Origin of the sequence: Citrobacter sp. 506 (assembly GCF_050434985.1) — a bacterium.
Taxonomy (GTDB): domain Bacteria; phylum Pseudomonadota; class Gammaproteobacteria; order Enterobacterales; family Enterobacteriaceae; genus Citrobacter; species Citrobacter braakii.
The window spans coordinates 1,702,006-1,724,586 of sequence record NZ_JBNDJN010000001.1; the positions used below are offsets into that span (position 1 = coordinate 1,702,006).

The window sequence follows — 22,581 nt, forward strand, 5'->3', positions numbered from 1 at the left end:
CTCTCCCCTGTATTCATTGAGTCGCCTGTTGCCACCAGGCCGTAAACGGTTGGTCCGGTTCGGACAGTATTACCGGTTCACCCAGCATTGGCGTCAGTAGTCGGTAATCCTGACGACGGCTGGCAAGCGCCAGTCGTTTGTAGGGATCATCCCAGGTATGTTTCGCCAGAACGAAACGGCCGGCATGCCCTGGCAACACGGCTTTCGCATGCAGATCGGCCGCGGCCAGCGCCGTCTCTTCTGGCATCATGTGAATAAACTTCCAGTCCTGGTCATATTGACCGTTCTCCATAATCGCCAAATCAACCGAGCCAAACTGCTCACCGATGGCTTTAAAATGCGGTCCATAGCCGGAATCTCCGCTGTAATAAACGTTCTGCTCCGGCGTTTCGAACATGAAGCTCGCCCATAGCGTCTGGTTGCGCTTGATACCGCGCCCCGAAAAATGACGAGCAGGCAGCACATGAACGATCAGCGAATCCGTCACTCTGACGGACTGATTCCAGTCCCGCTCTTCGATTATCTCGCTGCGCATCCCCCAGTAACGCAGATGCGACCCTACGCCGAGCGGCGTAATCACCCGCTTAATTTTCGGCATTAACGCCTTGATAGTGGCGAGATCCAGATGGTCATAGTGATCGTGCGAGATAATGAGCAGATCGATCTCCGGCATCGTCTGCGCAGTCCACGGATAATCCCCGGCAAAGGCTTTGTTCAGGAATGAAAACGGCGCGGCATAATTGCTAAATACCGGATCAATCAGGATACGTTGACCCGCCAGCTGCAAATACCATGAGGAGTGGCCGAGCCAGACCAGAGTATCCTGTTGTGGCGAAAGTCCGGCGAGATCGGTTGCCACCAGCGGTAACGGCTGCGCCGGGCGCGCATTATCACGCTTAGCGACCAGAAATTCCCACCAGGCCGCCAGCATGCCTTTGTTGCCGGTATAGCCCGGTGTCGGCACCTGGTTATGAAACTGTCCATCACGATAGTGAGGTGACTGTTCAACCAAACTCAGTTGTGCCCCTTGCGGGGCCTGACCAAACCCGGCATTGAGTACAAACGGTAAACTTGCAGCTGCGGCAATAAGCATAATAACAACCACACAAACTGTGAGACGCTTCATATCCTGACCTTAAACGCGCCCCTTTCCGCTGGTTTGCGCGACTGACTCTTGATTATGAGTGAGTAAGCACTCATTATAGAAATCGAAAGTTCGCCGTCAAGATGATTTTCAATCTTTGACATTCGCCGTTGCGGTGCTGCAAAGGCCGTGATTCAATCATGTTTTTTACAGACTTAAGGGTAAAGTGTAGTGGCTCGTCCGAAGAGTGAAGACAAAAAACTGGCATTACTGGAAGCTGCAACCACAGCATTTGCACAATCAGGCATTGCGGCATCTACCGCCGTGATAGCCCGCAATGCAGGGGTTGCGGAGGGGACGTTGTTTCGCTATTTCGCGACCAAAGATGATTTGATCAACGAGCTTTACCTCTTTTTGAAGCAAGACCTTTGTCAGTCGATGATGGCAAATTTGGATCGATCGGTGACCGATGCCAAAACCATGACTCACTACATCTGGAACAGCTACATTAGCTGGGGCCTGAACCATACCTGCGGGCATCGCACGATTCGCCAGTTGGCCGTCAGCGAGAAAATCAGCAAAGAAACGGAACAGCAGGCTGACGATATGTTCCCGGAACTGCGCGATCTTTGTCATCGCTCCGTACGACCTGAGTTTATGTCTGACGAGTATCGCGCCTTTGGCGACGCGCTGTTTCTTTCTCTGGCAGAGACCACCATGGAGTTCGCCGCCCGCGACGCGGCTCGCGCAAAAGAATATATTTCGATGGGATTTGAGGCGATGTGGCGCGCACTCACCCGTGAGGAAAAATAATGGACGGCCAGACCTTACATGCCTGTGCAAAGCGCCTTGCGCTCGAACTGCCTTTTACCGAGCACTGCTGGCCATTCGGCCCGGAATACGATGTCTTCAAAGTCGGCGGCAAAATTTTTATGCTGGTCTCAGAGCTTCGCGGACGCCCGCTGGTTAACCTGAAAGCCGATCCGCAAAAGTCACTGTTAAATCAGCAGATCTACCCCAGCATTGAACCCGGCTATCACATGAATAAAAAGCACTGGATATCGGTCTACCCAGGCGACGACATTACCGAGTCATTACTGACGGAGTTGGTAAATGATTCATGGCATCGCGTCGTAGACGGCCTGGCGAAGCGGGATCAAAAACGCCTGCGTCCAGGTTGATTTATCGTTAACTCCGATAAGTGTTTTTGCATTTTCCTGTCTTATCTTTTTCTTGCTAACCCTGTACCCTGCTGAAACAAAACGCACCCGCAGGGTATGAAAAATCACCAGGAGTAGTTATGGATATTGTTTCTGTCGCCTTAAAACGTTACTCCACTAAGGCATTCGATCCGAATAGAAAACTGACCGCTGAGCAGGCCGAAAAATTAAAAACGCTGCTGCAGTTTAGTCCGTCCAGCACCAACTCTCAGCCGTGGCACTTTATCGTTGCCAGCACTGACGAAGGTAAAGCGCGCGTAGCGAAATCCGCAGCCGGCGGTTTTGTATTCAACGAACGTAAAATGCTGGATGCTTCCCACGTCGTGGTGTTCTGCGCCAAAACGGCGATGGACGATGCCTGGCTGGAGCGCGTGGTGGATCAAGAAGAGCGCGATGGCCGTTTCGCCACCCCTGAAGCCAAAGCCGCAAACCACAAAGGCCGTACCTTCTTTGCCGACATGCATCGCAAAGAGCTGAAAGATGACAACCACTGGATGGCAAAACAGGTGTATCTGAACGTCGGTAACTTCCTGCTGGGCGTGGCGGCGATGGGTCTGGATGCGGTGCCGATCGAAGGCTTCGATGCGGCGGTGATGGATGCAGAATTTGGCCTGAAAGAAAAAGGTTTCACCAGCGTAGTTGTGGTCCCGGTGGGTCATCACAGCGTAGAAGATTTCAACGCCGCGCTGCCAAAATCTCGTCTGCCGCTGGAAACAACACTGACGGAAGTTTAATCCCCGCATTTGCATAAGCTCTACACAGCGGTCATCATAGACCGCTGTTTATTAAGGAGACGTTATGCAGGAATTGATATCTCAGGTAGAAGAACTCGGCATTGAAATAAATCACACCACCTCACTGGTGATGATTTTTGGCATTATTTTTATCACCGCCATTATTGTTCACGTTATTTTGCATTGGGTGGTATTACGCGCATTTGAAAAGCGCGCCAACGCCAGCTCCCGCCTGTGGCTACAAATCATCACGCAGAACAAGTTATTTCATCGGCTGGCATTCACCCTGCAGGGTATCATTGTCAATATACAGGCCGCACTCTGGTTACAGAAAGGCAGTGAAGCAGCAGAAATATTAGTAACCTGCGCACAGCTGTGGATCATGATGTACGCCCTGTTGTCCTTGTTTTCCCTGCTGGACGTCATTCTCAATCTGTCGCAAAAATTCCCTGCCGCATCGCAATTGCCGCTAAAAGGCATATTTCAGGGCATCAAGCTCATCAGCGCTATTGTCGTCGGAATATTGATGATTTCCCTGCTGATTGGTCAGTCACCGGCAATATTGATAAGCGGTCTGGGTGCCATGGCCGCCGTGTTAATGCTGGTGTTTAAAGATCCGATCCTCGGGCTGGTGGCCGGAATACAGCTTTCAGCCAACGATATGTTGAAGTTGGGTGACTGGCTGGAAATGCCTAAATACGGCGCAGATGGCGCGGTGATTGATATTGGCTTAACCACCGTAAAAGTGCGCAACTGGGATAACACCATCACCACTATCCCAACCTGGTCACTGGTATCGGACTCTTTTAAAAACTGGAGTGGGATGTCGGCTTCCGGTGGGCGACGCATTAAACGCAGCATCAGCATTGATGCTACCAGCATTCATTTTCTTGATGAGGATGAGCGTCAGCGGCTGCATAAAGCGCACCTGCTGAAACCGTATTTGACCACGCGTCATCAGGAAATTGACGAGTGGAATCAGCAGTTAGATGCGCCTGAATCGGTATTAAACCACCGTCGAATGACGAATATTGGCACCTTCCGCGCCTATCTGAACGAATATTTGCGTCATCATCCGCGGATTCGCAAAGATATGACGTTAATGGTGCGCCAGCTTGCGCCAGACGATCACGGTTTACCGATCGAAATTTATGCTTTTACCAATACGGTGGTCTGGCTGGAATATGAAAGTATTCAGGCTGATATTTTCGACCATATATTCGCCGTGATCGAAGAATTTGGCTTGCGCATTCATCAGTCGCCCACCGGAAATGATATTCGCGCACTGTCAGGCGCGTTTCAACGCTAACGCTCAGGTACTGGCGCGTGAAATATAGCGCCAGTCCATCATCACCCTTTCCGTCTGCGCGTCAGGATTTTCTATTTTATTCAGCAGCAATCCTACCGCTTTGCGGCCTATATCCCGCGAGGGCTGCTCAATGGTCGAAAGCTGTGGGGAAACCATTTCTGCCAGTTCCGTACCGTCGAATCCCACGACGGCGATATCCTGCGGGATCTGTAATCCGGCATTGAGAATAGCACGCATCGCGCCAGCGGCCAGCGTGTCCGATACGGCAAACACCGCGTCGGGTTTCACCTCTGCGGCAAGCAATGTTTTCATCGCCGCAATTCCTGCGCTGGAACTTAATTCGCTGGCGTATTCTACGGCCTGATACTCAAGCGACAGCGCATGCAGCGCCGCTTTATAGCCACGTTCGCGCAACCGGGCGTATTTATAACTCAGATCATGATTGATTAGCGCAATGCGTCGATAGCCCTTTTCCACCAGGTGAGATATTACCGACTGCGCAGCGTCAACATCGTTAATCCCTACGCAGGAAACCGCGCCTTTATCAGCATATTCCGCGCACTGAACCCAGGGAGCGTCGCCAATCAGCGTGGTCAGTTCCGGTAATTTTGAGAATGCATCCATGGTGATAATGCCATCGACGATTTTCCCCGACAGCAGCTTTAGCGCCGATTTTGAGCGGGCGGTATCCGAGCCGGAATTACACAGCAAAATGCGATAGCCATTCTTTTCCGCCTCTTCTTCAATGCCTTTAACAACCTCTGCACAAAAAGGGTTGGCAATGTTGGAAACCATCACCAGAATCATCGAACTGCGTGCCGTACGCAGCTGACGAGCCAGCAGGTTGGGCTGATAATTGCTTTCTTTAATAGCCTGTAGCACGCGCTCGCGATTTTTGGCTTTGACGGTATCACTGTGATTCAGCACACGCGATACCGTCGCCACCGACACACCGGCAAGCTGGGCGATTTTTTGAATAGACATAACGACGACAAGTCCTGCGGTTTAGGCTTTACGTTGAGGCTACCATAAAATCACTGCCCGGCGAACCGGGTGCGTGTTTAGCGCTGCACTGATACCCAGCGCTGCTGCTGATGGCTTTTTATAATCGCATCAATGATATACATCACATCCGCACCATCAGAAAATGACGCAAATCGACGCTCAGCCGTCGCGGGCATTTTGCCTGCCTGCACCGCCTGATAGAACTGCTGCATCATATTCTTGAACGCATCCGGCCAGCCCTCAATATGCCCACCCGGAAAGTGCGCACTGGCAGCAACATCCGCATTCATCAATCCTGGGTCATCGGTCAGGATCTGGTTCGCCTGCTGACGGTGCCCGATCCAAAGCTGTTGCGGCGTTTCCTGATCCCAGTGCAGTGAACTCTGGCTACCGTTAATTTCAAAGCTCAGGTGATTCTTGCGCCCGGCACTCACCTGTGAAACGCTAAAGCAGCCTTTGCTACCATCGTCAAAACGTACCAGCACCGATCCACAATCTTCCGTCGTCACCGCTTTATCCTCAAATTGCAGGTCAGCCGTTTGCTGGCCAAACGTAGCGTTACTGGCGATGCTGGCTTTTCGTACCGGCCAGACGATAGCCAGATCGGCCATCACCTCGACAATACGTTTTCCAGTGACGAATTGCACCGTGTCACACCAGTGGGAACCGATATCCGCTACCGCCCGTGAGTTGCCGCCCTGTTTGGCATCGACCCGCCAGTTGTAGTCAGTTTCCAGCAGCATCCAGTCCTGCAAATAGCTCCCCTGGACGGCAAACAGACGCCCCACGCTACCGCGCCTGACCATGCTGGCAGCCTGTTGTACCATCGCAAACTGACGATAGACAAAGCTCACGCCGTGCACCACTCCTACCTGCTCCGCCAGCGTTTCCAGTTCACGAGCCTCATCAGGCGTCATACACAGCGGCTTTTCTGAAAACACGTGCAGACCCGCGCGTAAAATCTGCCGATTGATGTCGGCATGCAGATGATTCGGCGTACAGTTATGCACCACCTGCAGCCCGGGATGCGCCAGCAGCGCCTCAACGCTGCCGTACGCCTGAGGAATATGAAGAGCATCTGCACGTTCCTGGGCAACCGCCAGCGAGCTATCGCAGAGCGCCACCACGTTCACACCGCCGAGTCGACGCAACGCCTCGATATGTGCAGGCCCAATAAAACCGCTGCCAATAATGCCAACCTGTATCATTTGCGTACCTCATCGCCAGCGGCGAAATCATCAAATGCGCGTGAAGAAACCGGAATAATGTGGCGGCGTATAAAATCGCTCCCTTCACGCGCCCCGGTTTGCGCGTCTTTCAGGCAACACTCCCATTCCAGTACCGCCCAGCCAGGGAAATCATATTGTGTGAGCTTGCTGAAGATGGTTTTGAAATCGACCTGACCGTCCCCCAGGGAACGGAAACGCCCAGCGCGATCGAGCCACGGCTGATAACCGCCATAGACACCACTGCGGCTACTGGCATGGTACTCAGCGTCCTTGACGTGAAACGCTTTAATGCGCGAGTGGTAAACATCGATAAACCCAAGGTAATCCATCTGCTGCAATAACAGATGGCTCGGGTCATAGAGAATGTTGCAGCGAGGATGATGATTAACCAGTGCCAGAAAGCGCTCGAACGTTACGCCATCGTGCAGATCTTCACCGGGATGGATTTCAAAGCAAACATCCACCCCATGATGATCAAAGCGATCGAGAATGGGTCTCCAGCGGCGAGCCAGCTCCAGAAAAGTCTCTTCGAAGCGCTGACGGTTATGCGGTGGCCACGGATAAAAGAAGGGCCAGGCGAGCGAACCTGAAAACGTAGCATGCGCCGTCAGCCCCAGCCTTTGCGAAGCCGCAGCGGCCTGGTGGAGGGTTTCGACGGCCCACGCCTGCCTGGCCTGCGGATTAGCGCGTACAGATGGCGGAGCAAATCCGTCAAAAGCGTCATCGTAAGCCGGATGGACGGCAACCAGTTGGCCTTCAAGATGGGTAGATAGTTCGCTAATCACCAGCCCATGCCCGGCCAGCATCCCACGAATATCATCACAATAGGCCTGACTTCTGGCTGCTTGTTCGACATCAAACAAAGACTTGTGATTACACGGGATTTGTAATGCCTTATAGCCCAGCTCCGCCGCCCATTTTGCCACGCCTTCCAGGGTGTTAAATGGGGGACGATCCCCGATAAATTGCGCCAGAAAAATGCCAGGCCCCTTGATGGTTTTCATAACCCCTCCTGAAAATTACGCCTGCTCTTTGTCGTCATACTTGAAAGAGAAAAGGAAAATCACGGCAATCACTGCGGCAGCCACTGCCGGGATCCACCAGAATGTGGTCCACGCCTGAGGCACCGTTTGTCCCGCCACCAGACGGTTGTAAAGTGCGCCTGAAATTTGCGAACCAAGCAGCATACCGATCCCATAGGTAAACATCACGATCATGCTTTGCGCCTGACCTTTAACTTTCTCCCCGGCGATACGATCGGTGTAAATAAAGCCGACCACGAAGAAGAAGTCGTAGCACACGCCGTGCAGCAGAATGCCGAGATACAGCAGGAATCGGCCCTCTTCGCTGATGCCGAGGGCAAAGAATGCGTAGCGCACAAACCAGGCGCACATCCCGATTAACAACATGTATTTCACGCCCAGACGCCTGAACAGGAACGGGATCACCAGCATGAAGAAAATTTCAGACATCTGACCAAACGACATCGCCGTACTGACATCGCTAACGCCCGCATCAGCCAGAAACGACGCGGTATATGCGTAATAGGTTCCCAACGGTACAGAAATAAGCGTCGCGCAGAGCGAGAAGACAAAAAAGTGACGAACCTTGAGTAAGGCGAAAGCATCCGCACAAAACAGATCGCGCACTTTTACCGGCAGTCCTTTCGCCGGTGCTGGCGTGTTGGGCAACGTCAGGCTGTAGAGCGCCAGAATCACAGAAATAACCGCCGCCAGCGTAAAGATGCCGGTAGTATCCGAGATTCCGGTTACGCCGATAAAAATCCCCGCGACAATCCAGCCAATGGTGCCAAACACCCGCACCACCGGGAAAGTTTTGTCTTTATCCGACAGGCTATGAAAAGCAATGTTGTTGGTAAGCGCCAGCGTTGGCATGTAGCACAATGTGTAGCCAAACAGCAGACCAATCAACAGCGCACCGTTTTGCGCCACCAATGCCTGCGGAACAAACCAGAGGATCGCCGCGCCTGCAAGGTGCATCACCGCCATCACCTTTTGCGAGGCAAAGAAGCGGTCTACCAGTATCCCTAAGACGAACGGCGACAGAATAGAGGCAATGGGCCCGGCTGAAAACGCATCGCCAATCAGCAGCGACATGTTGTGCTGGCTCATCACCAGCCCCAGCGTGACGGACCAACTTCCCCAGATAAAGAACTGTAAGAACATCATTAGCGACAGCCGGGGTACCAGCAGCCGGTACTGTACGTTCTGTTTTCCACTACTTTCGGTTGTTGACACCATTTTTTGCCTCACCTTTAAAAAGTAATCGATTACAAAATAGATTCAATAAAAAAGTAATCGATTACAAAATAAAGATCCTGCCAGCAATGGCAAAATTGCGAGAGCGGTCACGATAAACATTGAGAGAAGATCCGATCCCATCCTGACGATGGGATCGGTAGAAACTTAGCGGGACTTACGACACAGCAGTTTGAAGGCAACGAACAGGAACAGGATCCACACCGGCAGGAGGATAGCTGACAGGCGCATATCGTCCATCGTACACATCAGCACCAGAATCATGCCAAGGAAAGCAATACACAGGTAGTTCCCTGCCGGGTACAGCAGCGCTTTGAACTGCGTCTCACGTCCCTTACGACGCATCGCCGCCCGGAATCGCAGATGGGCCAGGCAGATCATAATCCAGTTCAACAGCAGCGTCGCTACAACCAGCGCCATCAGCAGACTAAAGGCCTTTTGCGGCAGGACATAGTTGATCAGTACGACCAGAGACGTAATAGCACCGGAGAGGATCAGTGAATTCACCGGTACGCCGCGACGGCTGACGCGGGTTAAGAACTTCGGCGCGTTCCCCTGGACAGAGAGACCAAACAGCATACGGCTGTTAGAGTAGACGCCACTGTTATATACCGACAGCGAAGCCACCAGAATGACAAAGTTCAGCGCTGAAGCCACCACGTTGCTATCAAGATTATGGAAGATCATCACAAACGGGCTGCTGTTGGATTTCACTTCCACCCACGGGTACAGCGCCAGCAGCACCACCAGAGAACCGATGTAAAACAGCAGAATACGGTACACCACCTGGTTTACCGCCTTTGGAATGCTTTTCTGCGGATCCTGCGCTTCTGCGGCAGTAATCCCGATAAGCTCAAGTCCGCCAAAGGAGAACATAATCACCGCCAGCGACAGGATCAACCCGTTCCAGCCGGTGGCAAAAAAGCCGTTGTAACGCCACAGGTTATCAATGCTTGCATGTTCCCCGCCGTGACCGGAAAACAGCATCCACACGCCAAAACCAATCATGCCGATAATGGCCAGCACTTTAATCAGCGCAAACCAGAATTCCGTTTCGCCATACAGACGTACGTTGACCAGGTTAACCGCGTTGATGATCACGAAGAATGCCGCGGCCCAAATCCAGGTCGGGACATCGGGCAGCCAGTACTGCATGTAGATCCCAGCCGCGGTCAGTTCCGCCATGCCAACCAGCACAAACATCACCCAGTAGTTCCAGCCGGACAGAAAACCCGCGAACGGTCCCCAGTATTTATAGGCAAAATGGGCAAACGATCCGGAAACGGGTTCTTCCACCACCATTTCGCCCAGTTGACGCATAATCAAAAAAGCGATGATCCCGGCAACGCCGTAACCCAGTAACACCGCAGGTCCCGCCATCTGAATAGCCGGGCCAATGCCCAAAAACAGGCCGGTACCAATTGCGCCGCCCAGCGCAATTAATTGAATATGGCGGTTTTGCAACCCCCGCTGAAGCGTCGGCTCATTCGTTGACGCGGCATCAGACACGCTGGTGTCAGATGCAGTTGACGCGTTTTTCACGCCCTTCCCCTGTGTCGTTTTTATTGAAGGGGCTTCTTTTAACATTTCAACCTGGTTGTCGCAAGGCGCAATAAGGACCCGCTGTGCCCGTGGCATTGCGTTTGTTCATAATTACAGTGAATTATTCTGGACGAAAAGGCATCGCAGGCCACAGAATGCGCTTTACTGTTTTTCTAACATTTTCAAACGGGTGAACCCGCTGTGTTTCAGCCACTCGTTTTTGAGCCAGGCCAGGCAACGACTGTCATGAATAAGATCATCAAACGACTGGAAATCGTCAAAAGCGCTATTGAACTGGAAGATGAGGAGATTATTTTCCAGCAGGTAGATCATCTGAAAAATGAGCCTATGTCAGTCTTGCCAGGCGCCATCGTTCAGGCGCTCGAAGCACGGCGCTTTAGTGACGCCCTACGTGAAATCACGGCCTGGCTGCAATCTCAACGGGCAGTCTCAACGTGGCAGGATCCTGCCATTGCCGCCAGTAAACTGGAGCTAAAAGCGCTCGAAACACAGCTGCGTGACCTGATCGATAAGCGCAACACGCGCATTCAAATCCTCGATGATTTCAACGATCTGTATCATCTTCGCCTTGGGCCTCTGATGAGCCGGATCCTCGAGTTGCGTAAACAGCTCGCCGCCAGCGCCCAGCGCAAACAGGAAGCGGAGCGAAAACGCCGGGAACAAGACTATCAATCCTGCCAGCACTATATTTCCCAGGCTGTTGATCAACTGGCCAGGCTTAAGCAGCTCTGGATGAACCAGAATTCAGATTCGCGCGAATCGGTGGAAACACGTCAACGAATTCAGCAACAAACGGAGCTTATTACCGCCCTGCTGGCGGAGATTCGTGAGCTGGAAAACGACTTTTCTCGCCAGGACGACAGCGCAGCCCGTCAGGCACAGGAAGAAGCCAGCCATGAATATGATGAATATCAGGAGCAGCAGCAGGATGCGCAACATCGTTTTAGCCGTGACCAACGGCTTTCTTCTGAAGAGCGTAATGAGTTAAAACGCCTGTGGCGTCAGGCCAGCCGTCTTTGTCATCCGGACGTGGTGGCGGACGATCTGAAAGAGAAAGCGCATCAGATGATGGTGCAGCTTAACCAGGCGCGCCAGAATGCCGACCTTGCTGCCGTTCGGGCGCTACTGACTCAATTGCAAAGCGGCCTCGAACCGATGATGGCGAGTGACCGATTGAACGATCTGCAGCATTTACGCAGCAAAATACAGCAGCTCAGAGAACAAATTAACGCACTGCTCAAAGAGATTACCGAACTGGAAGCTGAGAACGCCTGGCGCCTTGCCACCTCCGTGACGGATAAAGAGGCTTACTTCTCCGATCAACAACGGGCGCTTACGGAAATCCGCAATACGCTGGAACAACAAGTGCAACAGGTTGAGCAGGAGCTGTTGGCGGGCTAAGCGCTATCAGCGATAGCAAGCAGAAAATACAACATCTTCAAGCGAGGTTTGAAGATTAAGCACCAAATGATAAAAATAGCACAAAATGCTTAATTATTAAGATAGGTAAGAGTTTTCAACTTAAATACTCGAGTTTTAGGTCGATAACTACAAATAAGACAATATTTCTCTCTCCCACCGCTCTCCCTCTCTCTTTATCCTGGCCTTGATTAAGAATTCTCCTACCTACCAATAGTCCCATAAAGAAGAATGGTTATCTGTTTGAAATATAAGATTTTTCATATAAATCCCCTCCAGTATAAATAGGAATACCCTGTCTTTATTGAAATGGCTGAAACATTATTCGCGTAATCCATAAGCGAAATCTATCAATCATTTACTCAGAGCTGAAATAAACGATTTATCTTAAATTTTAACAAAGTGTAATATCTACTTTAAGAATAGTTAATGATTCAAATTAATACAGAAAATATCTGTTGAATCTGCAATAAATAAGGATGCGTTCACACCAAAGAACGTCATACGAGATTTAATTAACATTTCATGCGTCGCAAGAAACTCTTTTTTTAGCCTAAAAAAAGAGGCGACCGCCTGCACCAAAATTTCAAGGAGATCGTTATGTCTAAGGCTATTTTTTTGGGTGAATCAATTTATCCCTGGCTAGGCATGCGAGAAATCCTACGTGGTTCATCATTATATATTGATATCGCGTACTACTCCTCTCAGACGCTTTCTGCCGTCAACATAATCCCTTATGAAATGGATTGCATCATTATTAATCCTGACAACTCAGATTTTTTAAAATATGCCAGGATTATCCGCAACATGGCTTTACGCCCTGCCACAAAAATTATTGTTTTGGCAGATGAAGCTACTTTTTCTATTTTTCAAACCGTTTGCGGGAGGAACATGCTGTTCCTCGATCAAGACGCCAGCCTAGATCGGTTACTGCATGCCGTGACGTGTATATCACAAAACAAAAAACCACGTAATATCAAAGAAATAAATAACAAAATCACAGCAAACGAATTTAACGTAATGATGATGCTTGCCCGGGGTTGGTCATTGACTCAAATCGCTGGGGCATCACAAAAAAGTGAAAAAACCATCGGGGCGTACAAAAGCAACATTGCCAGAAAACTCGGGAAAAATAACTCCCGACTCAAGTACACCATTTCTCACTATAGCCAGCCGTAACTGACTTATTTAAGGACAATTATCACGGTTATTATTTAAAAGATTTCCTTTCGGCTCACTTTTTAATTCCGCATCGCACGGAAGGGAATCCTATTTCCAAAAATCCATTACCGGGTAGCACATCCGCGTGCCAACCATAGCCAACAACTCAATGTATTAACAATACACATAACAGGAATGTAGACGAGGGTTATATATGAACAAAGTTTACAGCATTATTTGGAACGCGGCGCTCGGTATCTGGGTGGTCGTTTCCGAATTAACCAAAGGAAAGAAAAAAAGCAGCTCACGTAAAACTGTCGCCGTACTCACGGCCGGCGCATTAAGCGCTGCTTCAATGCAAGCTTCAGCAACTCCGATCATCGACATCGGTGAACATAATATTTTCGCCGACTACCAGACAGGTATTTTTGTTGGGGATTATGAGGGTGTCCACGACTACGGATTCTTATATGAAGATATCACTGCTGGTGAGGCGCTCAATATCAGCGGCGCGATCCCAACCATCAGTCCGGGTCAAAGTGGCGTTGTTGAATCAACGACCATCAGAGAGCTACTGCAAACCGGCAAAATCACCCTGCAGGCCACCAGCCCTGACCAGGGCGTAAAAACGATTACTACCGCCGAGGAGCTGGCGGAATACCTGACTTATAACCAATCATCAACGCCTTCACAGAGCACAGAATTTGAGATTAACGACCCGGCGTTCCCCGGCGAAAAAACAACCATTAAAGTCTTTGATACCAACGCGTTAAGTAACTTTCTTACCGAATCACAGATTGGCGATTCGGCATTAAACACTTACGATCCGACGCAGTCTAAAATCTACAAACAATTTGGCATCGCGCTGGCGACAAACGGCTCCACAGCCAATCTGAATTTGGGCGACGACACGCTCAATGTACGCGCCAAAGCCAATACCATCGAATTACTGGCCAAAGACTCCTCCTTACTGGAGGCTCAGGACGCGGGTAGCCAGGTTTACTGGCAATCCGATAACTTTATAAAATTTAACGCCGCCCCGGTTATTCCTGAAAAAACCTTCGCCGGCTCAGCGCAAACCTCCGTGTTTGGCGATGATGTCACGCTCATGACCTACGGCTATGATACGGACGGCAAAGTCGTCGAAACGGGTGAGCGCACATTTAACATCACCAACACGCAGGAGTTGGCCGAATTTAACGACTGGCTGTTGGGCAATAGCAGCGACGCGGCGGAAAACCCGGAAGGCGAAAAAGTCAGCCAAATCCAGCTGTGGCTGGAAGCGAATGAAGTCACTACCGTCACCGCAGCACAAACGAAGTATGCCGAGCTGATTGATGGCCTGATCAATTCCAGCAAGCCCTCTGACGTGCTCAGTTGGGATTACGACGTCTGGACAGACGGCTTATCGCATGCCAATAACGCGACCGCTGACCGCGGTGAGCTGCATGCTATTTACGCCAATGGCGCAGGCACCTCCGGCACCCTGAACAAAGATGCGATTCTTGCCGTTGACGGCAGTATTAATGGCGTCATGAAAGCCGTTGATGGCGGGGTTATCACAAACTTTGGCGAACTGAACGCATTACGAACGTCTACCGGGCAGAGCCTGGCGATTGGCATGCTGGCACAAGACGCGACGGCAACCAACAACGGGATGATCAACTCCGGGCTGTTTATCGATAAAGACGGCAACCAAAACGTCAACAGCTATGGCGCATTTGGTATGCAAGGTCAAGGCACCAGCCAGATCGCTAACAACGGCATCATCAACCAGGCGATCACCACCGATAACTTTGGTACCGCTTCGGCAGCCGATCCCTGGAGCAAAGACGTCCCCGCTTCTTCGCTGACGCTGGCGATTGGTATGCAATTGTCTGACGATGCGCAAGGGGTCAACAATGGCGAGATTAACGTCGTAGACGGACGTAAAAGCGGTACATCCTTTGCCAGCGGCACCGCTTATGGCGTAGAAGTCGCCGGGAATGCCACCTTTACCAATGCTCAGAATGCCTCTATTTATCTTGGTCGCGACGCAAGCGATCCGGCTAAAGATGTCACCATGGCAGGCGGTTCCAGCCTGAGCGCCGGTATTATGATCAAGAGCGCCAAAGAGGTGATTAACAACGGCCTTATCACGCTGGGAACCGGCGTCCGTAACGCCGCAGGGATTTTGGTCGGAAATGCCACGGGCAACGTCCTCAATACCGGCAATATCGTGATCAATGGCGGTTCTAAAGGGGGCAGCAGTAAGAACTACGGCATCTCCGTACACGACAGCGGCGCAGAAAATAATCAGGAAATCCGTAACGACGGCAAGATTAACGTGAATGGCACCAACAACGTAGGGATCCACGTTAGCGCCAATAACAAAAATGCCGAAGTCACCACCAGCGCTGCAGGCTCTATCGTGGTGGACGGTGAAGGCGGCGTCGGTAACCGTAACTACGCCATCTGGGCGGAAGGTGGCGCCAACGGTCAGGCAGTGGTCAACGTTTACTCTAATATTACGCTGGATAAAGCCGGTAACATCGGCGTCCACGTGCGTGATAACGCCATCGCTAACGTTGACAGCTTAAGTAGCCCCTCATTTAACAGCACCGATCAGATTGGTTATTACCTGTATGGTAAGGGCGCGACCGCCAATATTGGTCAGGCGGTGATGAATGACAACGGTCAGGATCGCACCACCATTTTCCGTATCGCCAATGGCGCATTGCTGGCCGGTAATACCACTAACCCGAAAGATCAGTCCACTTCCAACCTGGATTTGACTCTCAGCGGTAACAATTCCGTGGGCGTTCTCGCCACTGGCGCAGGCAGTAACGTAGATACCGGTGAAGCAACGTTTACCGTTAAGGGCACTGACTCTGCGGCGCTGGTTATCGAAGGCGGCGCGAAAGGGACCATCAGCGATAAAACTACCATCAATTTAACCGGTGAAAGAACCGTTGCCGGGGTTGTGGATGGTCAGGCGCATCAGTTGAATGGTAATACGCAGGGCAATGCCACGAGCACGACCCTCACCTCAAACGCGAAGATCACCTCTGAAGCCAGCGGCAACAAGGTAATCGCCTATGTGGCGAGGAATCTGGGCAACCTGATCCTCGATACCAAATCGATTATTGATCTGGCCAGCGTCGACAGCATTGGTGTCGATGTTCAAAAAGGCGGTAGCTTAACCAATAACTCCTCCCTCGCCCTGCATGTCAGCAACGGCATCGGCGTACGCGCCTCAGGCTCCAGCGCGCAGATTAATAAGCTGGGCAAAATTCAGGTTGATGATGGCACCGCTGGCGTTCTGTTAACCCAAGGGGCAAGCCTGCTGATTAACGGTATGACTGGCGACAGCATTACCACCGATGGCTCCGCTGACGGTATTCGCCTGGCCGAAGGCGCTGGCGCTCTGGCCGCGCAAAGCGTGATGATCCGCGCTGATGGTACCGGTGCCGGTATTCAAAACGATGCCAACAACACCAATATCACGCTGCGTGATGTCACCATCGACTCCAACGATGGCCCAGGGATCCGTACCAGCGTGGCGCTGACCATGAACGATGGGCTGAACAACATCCTCAACGTCAACGGTAAAGGTACCGGCTTCGCCTTTGAACAACGTAATGGCGACGCGGTGACGGGCAATCTAACCATCGGCAAAGGCTATACCATTGAGGTACTCAACAGCGAAGGCAGCGGTATCCGCGCCAATACGGACGGTCGTATCACCACCAATGCCGACATCAACGTGCATGACAGCGCAGGTGGTTCAGCAATCATCGCGAAAAACGTTAGCGCATTGACCAACAGCGGCAAGATTATCTCTGCCAGTACCACCTCACCGGTAATAGACGCCAGCGGCGACAGCAGTAAAGCCATCACCAACACGGGAACCCTGCAGGCCATCAACGACTCGGCCGTGGCAGTTCAGTCTGGTAAAGGCAATGACACCATCGATATCAGCGGCGGTGTGACCAGCGGCGTAATCAACACCGGCGAAGGTACGGATACCTTCAACTGGCGTAGCGGCTCTTATGCTGGCGAAGTGAATTTCGCGGGTACTGGCGGTAACAATAAAGCCAATATCGGCAATGTGACGCTGGATAAAACGCGCCACATCCTTACCGCAGCGGGTACGGGCAACGCCCTCACCTTCACTGATACAAAAGATGCGAAGATTGGTACGCTGGCTAGCGACAACCTGAATACCGGTACCAACATTGGCACCGGCTGGGATTCACTGACCATCAGCGGGTCAAATGCAGATGTACGCATCGTTGAAAACCTGAATCTGGCGAGCGAAACCCTTGCTGTAAACAATGGCGCCACGCTGCGTACCGGCGACCACGTCGAGCCAACCAGCACTGCCGCAAGCATTGGCGATTACAATGTCACCACCCAGGGCGCAGATAGCAAAGTTATCTTCGATACTCAGGGGGATACCTCAGCAGCACAGATCTATCGCGGGATTATCAGCGGCGACGGGAAATTTGAACGTGCGGCGGGCGGCACCACGGTGTTTACCGCCAACAACAGCTACACCGGCTCTACCACCATTGATCAAACCGGTACGCTGCAGTTAGGTGACGGTGGAAATGAAGGCGAAGTGAGCGCCGTCTCTGACATCATCGACAACGGCGTATTGGCGATTAATCGCGCCAACACCGTGCTGCTCAACGGTGTGATCTCCGGTATCGGCGCGCTACAGCAAATCGGTGGCGGCATTACCCGCCTGAACGGCAACAATACCTATACCGATAACACCACCGTTACCAACGGCACGCTGCTGGTGAATGGCGATCAAAGCGCGGCGCGCGGCGTCACCACCGTCAGCGGTACGTCCACACTTGGCGGTAAGGGCATTATCGGCGGCAACGTGCTGATGAACGATGCCACAACCATCAGCGCCGGTGACGGCGGTGCGGGTACGCTATCTGTTAACGGTAATCTGCAGCTTGGCAGCAAAACGACCTCCGCTTTCGAACTGGGCCAGGCCTTTACGCCAGGCGGTGCGCTAAACGATCTGGTGAACGTGGCAGGCGATCTGCAACTGGACGGGACCCTGGATGTTACCACTTCGCAAGGCGGTAACTTCGGACCGGGCGTGTACCGTATCTATAATTACGGCGGTACGCTGGATAACCAGACGCTGGAGCTGGGCGCAATACCGGACAGTCAGGATAAGAGCAATATTTTTGTCCAGACCTCTATCGACAAACAGGTCAACCTGGTGAACGCCAACGGCGTTACCCTGCAATTCTGGGACGGAGCGACGGTAAGTCAAAGCCACGGCGCGTCGGGCATTGAAGGCGACAGCAAAATTGACGGTGGCGATGGCAAATGGATGGCGATCGGCAGTCAGGGTGATAACAACTGGACCACGGCAACGGGCGAAGGTAACGCACCTTGGGCGCAGAAGTCCTTTGCCGTCTTCACCACCAAAGGTGGCACCGTTACCGTGGATAACGCCGCGGGAGAAGTTAACTTCTCCGGGGCACAGTTTGACGCCGATGGCTATGTCGTTAAAGGCGACGCACTTAACGCTTATGCCACCACGGAAAACGCGACCCACGCCGGCCAGACGCCGGGAACCGGTGAACTGCTGCTGCGCGTTGGCGCGGGTGGCGCGGGGCAAAACTATACCGCGACCATTGAGTCCGTCATCCGCGAAGCCAGCACGACTGACAAGCTGACGCTGGTGAAAACCGACCTTGGTCGTCTGATCCTCAGCGGTGATAACGCGTATCGCGGCGGCACACGCATTGATGGCGGTACGTTGCAGATTTCCGCCGACAGCAACCTCGGTCAGAGCGGAACCGACCTGGCTATCAACAACGGCTCCACGCTGCAGATGGGCGCGGACCTGACCAGCAATCGCACCATTGTGCTGGGCGCGAATGATAACGCGGCGGTGTTTGACCTCAATTCACATGATTTCACGCCAACAGGTGAGATTACCGGCGACGGTAAACTGAAAGTCACCAGCAGCTCAAGCGATGCGGGCAGTACCCTGTCGCTCAATCGCGCGAACAGCTATAAAGGCGACACAGAAATTGCCGGTACCGGAAATGCCAACAATGTGACGGTCAACGTCAGCAAAACCGGGGCCTTTGGTAGCAATGAAAGCAGCACCGTGAACGTCAATAACGGGGCGACGCTCAATGTCAGCGGAACAGAGACCAGCCTGAAATCCCTGACCATGAACATTGCCGACAGTCTGTTAACGCTGGCGGATAACGTCACCGCCGCGAGCGCAAAACTGAACCTGACGGGCACAGCGAAAGCGCTGTTAACCGATAACGCCACCGCGGGCGAGGCGACGGTTAACGTGTCAAAAGACAGTACGTTGGCGCTGGAAGAAAATGCCAGCGGTGGTTCTGCTAGCGTGAATAACAGCGGACTGATGACCTTTGCGGACCAGGCGTTAGCAGAGAATACCGTCGTTAAAAACCTGGCGGGCGGCAAGGTCGATATCAGCGCAGTCGACAGCGCAACATCTATCGGCTCGTTGTCCGGCGCGGGGAATGTCGAACTGGGCAATAAAGAATTGTCGCTGGGTAATCTGCATCTTGATGACACCATCAGCGGCATTATCAGCGGCAACGACGGCAGCCTGGTGAAAATCGGTGACGGCACGTTAACGCTGACCGGCGATAACACCTGGACCGGCACCACGGACGTCAATGAAGGCGTACTGCTGGTCAACGGTAATCAGTCTGCCGCGACCGGTCAGGTGACGGTGAAATCTGGGGCAACGCTCGGCGGGAACGGTATTATCGGCGGCGCGGTTGATGTACTCGATGACGGCCATATTACCGCGGGTGCAGCCATCAATAGCGTGGGTAAACTGACTACCGGTTCACTGACGCTCAGCGATAACGCACAGCTTGATTACCAGTTTGGTCAGGCCTATACCCCAGGCGGAGCCTTCAATGACCTGATAGATGTGAATGGCGATCTGACGCTCGATGGTAAGCTCAATATCCAGACCTCTCCAGGCGGAAGCTTTGACGTTGGTGTTTACCGCGTCATCAACTACACCGGCACATTAACCAACAATGTGATGGACATTGCCGACGCGCCGGAAGCTGCGGACAGCCTGTACGTACAAACCTCGGTTAAAAACCAGGTTAACCTGGTCAACCATGCCGGGCTGACGCTACGTTTCTGGGACGGCACCGGCGGTGAGAATGGCGAGCTGAAAAACAACGGCGTCATCAACGGCAGCGACGGTATCTGGCAATCCAGCCAGGGTAATGACAACTGGACAACGGATGAATCAACGCCAGAAGGCGCGCTGAATGCACCGTTTACCGATGCAGCGTTTGCCGTCTTCCAGGGTGAAGCGGGCAACGTAGCCGTCGATAACAGCAAAGGCGACGTCATCATCAGTGGCGCACAGTTCGCCACCGATGGTTATCGCGTGGGCGGTGAAGCCATTACCACCGATACGGCTAATACGCTGATTCGCGTCGGCGATGGCACAGTAGACGGCGCTAACTACACCGCGACTATCGACAGCGTGATCCGCGGCACCGGCGGCCTGAATAAAGGCGACCTCGGTACGCTCATCCTCACTGGTGACAATACTTACAGCGGTGGAACCACCATCACCTCAGGTACGCTGCAGGTGGCGGGTGATACCAACCTTGGCGCACCAGAGACGGGAATTACCTTTAATGGTGGTACGCTGAAATATGGTGAAGCGTTTGATACCGCTCGTCAGGTGACTCTGGAATCCGGCGGCGGGACATTCGACACCAACGGACATAACGTTTCTCTGCTGACGGAAGTCGAAGGTAACGGTCAGTTGACCAAAACCGGTAAAGGCTCCCTCACCCTGACGCTGGATAACACCTACACCGGTGGCACCACCATCGAGCAAGGCGTTTTACAGCTGGGTAACGGCGGTGATATCGGCAGCATTCAGGGGGATATCGTTGATAACGGCGTACTCAACGTCAATCGTGGCGATACCCTGGCGCTGACAGGTAATATCAGCGGCGAAGGCCAACTGCATCAAACCGGCAGCGGTGTTACGGAGTTGCATGGTGAAAACAGCTACAGCGGCGCAACGCTGATTGCCAACGGTGTACTGCAGGCGGGTAATACCAACACTCTGAGTGGCGCATCACACCACTACGTTGTCGCTGACACCACCCTCAACACGCAAGGTTACAACCAGACGGTAGCGGGACTGAGCAACGGCGGCGATATTTCACTCATCGGTCAGCAGACTGGCACAACGTTAACCGTCAAAGGGGATTACACCGGCGAAAAAGGGACTATCAACATGGCGGCCACACAAAATGGCAGCGGCGCAGGCATTGCCGACCGTCTGATTATCGATGGCGGTAAAGCCAGCGGTAGTACGCTATTGGATGTCGATGGTTCTGGTCTCGGCGCACCAACTATTGGTGATGGTATCGAAGTGGTAACCGCGCTCAATGGCGCAACCACTACGGCACAAACGTCACGAGACGCCTTCCATCTTGCCGCCGATCGTATGGCTGCAGGCGCATTTGAGTATCAACTGCATGCGGGTAACGCTCAGGGTCAGGGTGAAAACTGGTATCTGAGAAGCGAATATCGTCCAGAAACTATGCTGTATTCTGGTCTCGCCAGCGTCGTTCGTCAGGGCGACATCAGCCTGTTAGGCAACATGCACCAGCGTATGGGTGACGAGGTTAAACCGGGTATTGATGAAGACAATCGCGCCTGGGCAAGAATGATTGGCTACTCCAGTAAAACCAAACTGGATGATGCGGCTGGAACGCAAACCAGCTCCCATACCATGGGGATTCAGGTTGGCGTCGATATGTATGCCAACGAAAGCTGGAAAGCCGGGATGTATACCAGCATTCTTGATATCGACAGCAACGTGAAAGGCACGAAGACAGGCAGCGACGGCAAAGGCGGCAAAATCGACGACAACGCGTTTTATGTCGGCGGCTACGCCACCTGGTTCTCGGGCGACGGGATGTATGTTGATAACGTCCTGCAATACGGTAACCATAAATCCCGCCTGGCGGCGACCGGTAACAACGGCTCGTATACCGTCAGAGGCAACACGCTGACGGCGTCAACAGAAGTGGGTAAATCGTTCCGTTTAGGCGCCAGCGCATGGAGTCTGGAACCTCAGGCTCAGTTGATCTATCAATACAGCGACTTTGATAACGGGCGGCTTGATGGTGTGACCCAAACGAAAGTGAAAATGGATACCGCGGATTCCTTTACCGCCCGTCTGGGCGTGCGTCTGGTCGCTGACTATGACACCAACCATGGCAAATTCCAGCCTTACGGCAGGGTCAACGTCTGGCAGGGTCTGGGTTCAAAAGACAAAACGCACTTTAGCAATGCGGTAGCCACCACCACGCTTGAGTCTTCACAACAGTACTCCAGCACTGAAGTTGCAGCCGGTCTGTCATGGTCTATCGACAGAAACCTGCAGGTCTACGGAGAGTTGGGTACGCAATTTAGCAACGGTGGCAGTAAGTCGCAGGTTGAAGCGCCGGTTAATGCATCAATTGGCTTTAAGAAATCGTTCTAAGCTGACATAAACTCGCTAGCCCTCTGTTTAA

Annotated in this window: 13 protein-coding genes; 7 read left to right on the forward strand and 6 right to left on the reverse strand. The window is 52.5% G+C overall.

What is annotated here, in order from left to right:
• Positions 1 to 13 precede the first annotated feature (13 nt).
• Positions 14 to 1,126 carry an MBL fold metallo-hydrolase gene (locus ABIE10_RS08420; protein ID WP_429155278.1) on the reverse strand — a complete coding sequence of 371 codons (1,113 nt, stop codon included), beginning with the start codon at positions 1,124 to 1,126 and terminating at the stop codon, positions 14 to 16.
• Positions 1,127 to 1,315: 189 nt separating this feature from the next.
• Here ABIE10_RS08420 and ABIE10_RS08425 point away from each other — a divergent pair, with 189 nt between their 5' ends.
• From ABIE10_RS08425 to ABIE10_RS08440, 4 genes are all read left to right on the forward strand, one after another.
• A complete protein-coding gene (locus ABIE10_RS08425) occupies positions 1,316 to 1,897 on the forward strand; it encodes a TetR/AcrR family transcriptional regulator (RefSeq protein ID WP_016152173.1) in 582 nt (193 codons plus the stop codon).
• On the forward strand, positions 1,897 to 2,265 hold the full coding sequence (locus ABIE10_RS08430) for an MmcQ/YjbR family DNA-binding protein (RefSeq protein ID WP_016152172.1): 369 nt from the start codon (positions 1,897 to 1,899) through the stop codon (positions 2,263 to 2,265). The genes ABIE10_RS08425 and ABIE10_RS08430 overlap by 1 nt, the downstream gene beginning before the upstream one ends.
• A gap of 119 nt (positions 2,266 to 2,384) precedes the next feature.
• Positions 2,385 to 3,038, forward strand: a complete 654-nt coding sequence (gene nfsB, locus ABIE10_RS08435; protein ID WP_200051393.1) for an oxygen-insensitive NAD(P)H nitroreductase — start codon at positions 2,385 to 2,387, stop codon at positions 3,036 to 3,038.
• 64 nt (positions 3,039 to 3,102) lie between these two features.
• On the forward strand, positions 3,103 to 4,347 hold the full coding sequence (locus ABIE10_RS08440) for a mechanosensitive ion channel family protein (protein ID WP_016152170.1): 1,245 nt from the start codon (positions 3,103 to 3,105) through the stop codon (positions 4,345 to 4,347).
• A 3-nt stretch (positions 4,348 to 4,350) separates the two neighbouring features.
• Here ABIE10_RS08440 and ABIE10_RS08445 read toward each other — a convergent pair whose 3' ends face one another.
• The 5 genes from ABIE10_RS08445 to pheP form a co-directional block, all read right to left on the reverse strand.
• On the reverse strand, positions 4,351 to 5,331 hold the full coding sequence (locus ABIE10_RS08445) for a LacI family DNA-binding transcriptional regulator (protein ID WP_016152169.1): 981 nt from the start codon (positions 5,329 to 5,331) through the stop codon (positions 4,351 to 4,353).
• A 77-nt stretch (positions 5,332 to 5,408) separates the two neighbouring features.
• Entirely contained in the window at positions 5,409 to 6,560 is a 1,152-nt protein-coding gene (locus ABIE10_RS08450; RefSeq protein ID WP_049282473.1) for a Gfo/Idh/MocA family protein, read from the reverse strand.
• Positions 6,557 to 7,585, reverse strand: a complete 1,029-nt coding sequence (locus tag ABIE10_RS08455; RefSeq protein WP_429155282.1) for a sugar phosphate isomerase/epimerase family protein — start codon at positions 7,583 to 7,585, stop codon at positions 6,557 to 6,559. Before ABIE10_RS08455 ends, ABIE10_RS08450 begins: the two co-directional genes overlap by 4 nt.
• A gap of 15 nt (positions 7,586 to 7,600) precedes the next feature.
• Positions 7,601 to 8,842 carry an MFS transporter gene (locus ABIE10_RS08460; RefSeq protein WP_429155284.1) on the reverse strand — a complete coding sequence of 414 codons (1,242 nt, stop codon included), beginning with the start codon at positions 8,840 to 8,842 and terminating at the stop codon, positions 7,601 to 7,603.
• A gap of 165 nt (positions 8,843 to 9,007) precedes the next feature.
• Complete coding sequence (gene pheP, locus ABIE10_RS08465) at positions 9,008 to 10,402, reverse strand: phenylalanine transporter (protein WP_047415083.1); 1,395 nt, start codon at positions 10,400 to 10,402, stop codon at positions 9,008 to 9,010.
• A 246-nt stretch (positions 10,403 to 10,648) separates the two neighbouring features.
• Here pheP and ABIE10_RS08470 point away from each other — a divergent pair, with 246 nt between their 5' ends.
• The 3 genes from ABIE10_RS08470 to ABIE10_RS08480 all read left to right on the forward strand — a co-directional run bounded on the left by ABIE10_RS08470 (position 10,649) and on the right by ABIE10_RS08480 (position 22,550).
• The gene (locus tag ABIE10_RS08470; RefSeq protein WP_016152164.1) at positions 10,649 to 11,824 is read left to right on the forward strand and encodes a DnaJ family molecular chaperone; all 1,176 of its coding nucleotides are present in this window, start codon (positions 10,649 to 10,651) and stop codon (positions 11,822 to 11,824) included.
• Between the two features lie 618 nt (positions 11,825 to 12,442).
• Positions 12,443 to 13,021, forward strand: a complete 579-nt coding sequence (locus ABIE10_RS08475; RefSeq protein WP_047501815.1) for a helix-turn-helix transcriptional regulator — start codon at positions 12,443 to 12,445, stop codon at positions 13,019 to 13,021.
• A 196-nt stretch (positions 13,022 to 13,217) separates the two neighbouring features.
• Positions 13,218 to 22,550 carry an autotransporter outer membrane beta-barrel domain-containing protein gene (locus tag ABIE10_RS08480; RefSeq protein WP_429155287.1) on the forward strand — a complete coding sequence of 3,111 codons (9,333 nt, stop codon included), beginning with the start codon at positions 13,218 to 13,220 and terminating at the stop codon, positions 22,548 to 22,550.
• Positions 22,551 to 22,581: the final 31 nt, after the last annotated feature.

What these genes read in the sequence shown, in the direction of transcription:
- ABIE10_RS08420 (WP_429155278.1), bottom strand. Translation starts at nt 1,126, where the DNA reads ATGAAGCGTCTCACAGTTTGTGTGGTTGTTATTATGCTTATTGCCGCA.
- ABIE10_RS08430 (WP_016152172.1), top strand. Translation starts at nt 1,897, where the DNA reads ATGGACGGCCAGACCTTACATGCCTGTGCAAAGCGCCTTGCGCTCGAA.
- nfsB (WP_200051393.1), top strand. Translation starts at nt 2,385, where the DNA reads ATGGATATTGTTTCTGTCGCCTTAAAACGTTACTCCACTAAGGCATTC.
- ABIE10_RS08440 (WP_016152170.1), top strand. Translation starts at nt 3,103, where the DNA reads ATGCAGGAATTGATATCTCAGGTAGAAGAACTCGGCATTGAAATAAAT.
- ABIE10_RS08445 (WP_016152169.1), bottom strand. Translation starts at nt 5,331, where the DNA reads ATGTCTATTCAAAAAATCGCCCAGCTTGCCGGTGTGTCGGTGGCGACG.
- ABIE10_RS08450 (WP_049282473.1), bottom strand. Translation starts at nt 6,560, where the DNA reads ATGATACAGGTTGGCATTATTGGCAGCGGTTTTATTGGGCCTGCACAT.
- ABIE10_RS08455 (WP_429155282.1), bottom strand. Translation starts at nt 7,585, where the DNA reads ATGAAAACCATCAAGGGGCCTGGCATTTTTCTGGCGCAATTTATCGGG.
- ABIE10_RS08460 (WP_429155284.1), bottom strand. Translation starts at nt 8,842, where the DNA reads ATGGTGTCAACAACCGAAAGTAGTGGAAAACAGAACGTACAGTACCGG.
- ABIE10_RS08470 (WP_016152164.1), top strand. Translation starts at nt 10,649, where the DNA reads ATGAATAAGATCATCAAACGACTGGAAATCGTCAAAAGCGCTATTGAA.
- ABIE10_RS08475 (WP_047501815.1), top strand. Translation starts at nt 12,443, where the DNA reads ATGTCTAAGGCTATTTTTTTGGGTGAATCAATTTATCCCTGGCTAGGC.
- ABIE10_RS08480 (WP_429155287.1), top strand. Translation starts at nt 13,218, where the DNA reads ATGAACAAAGTTTACAGCATTATTTGGAACGCGGCGCTCGGTATCTGG.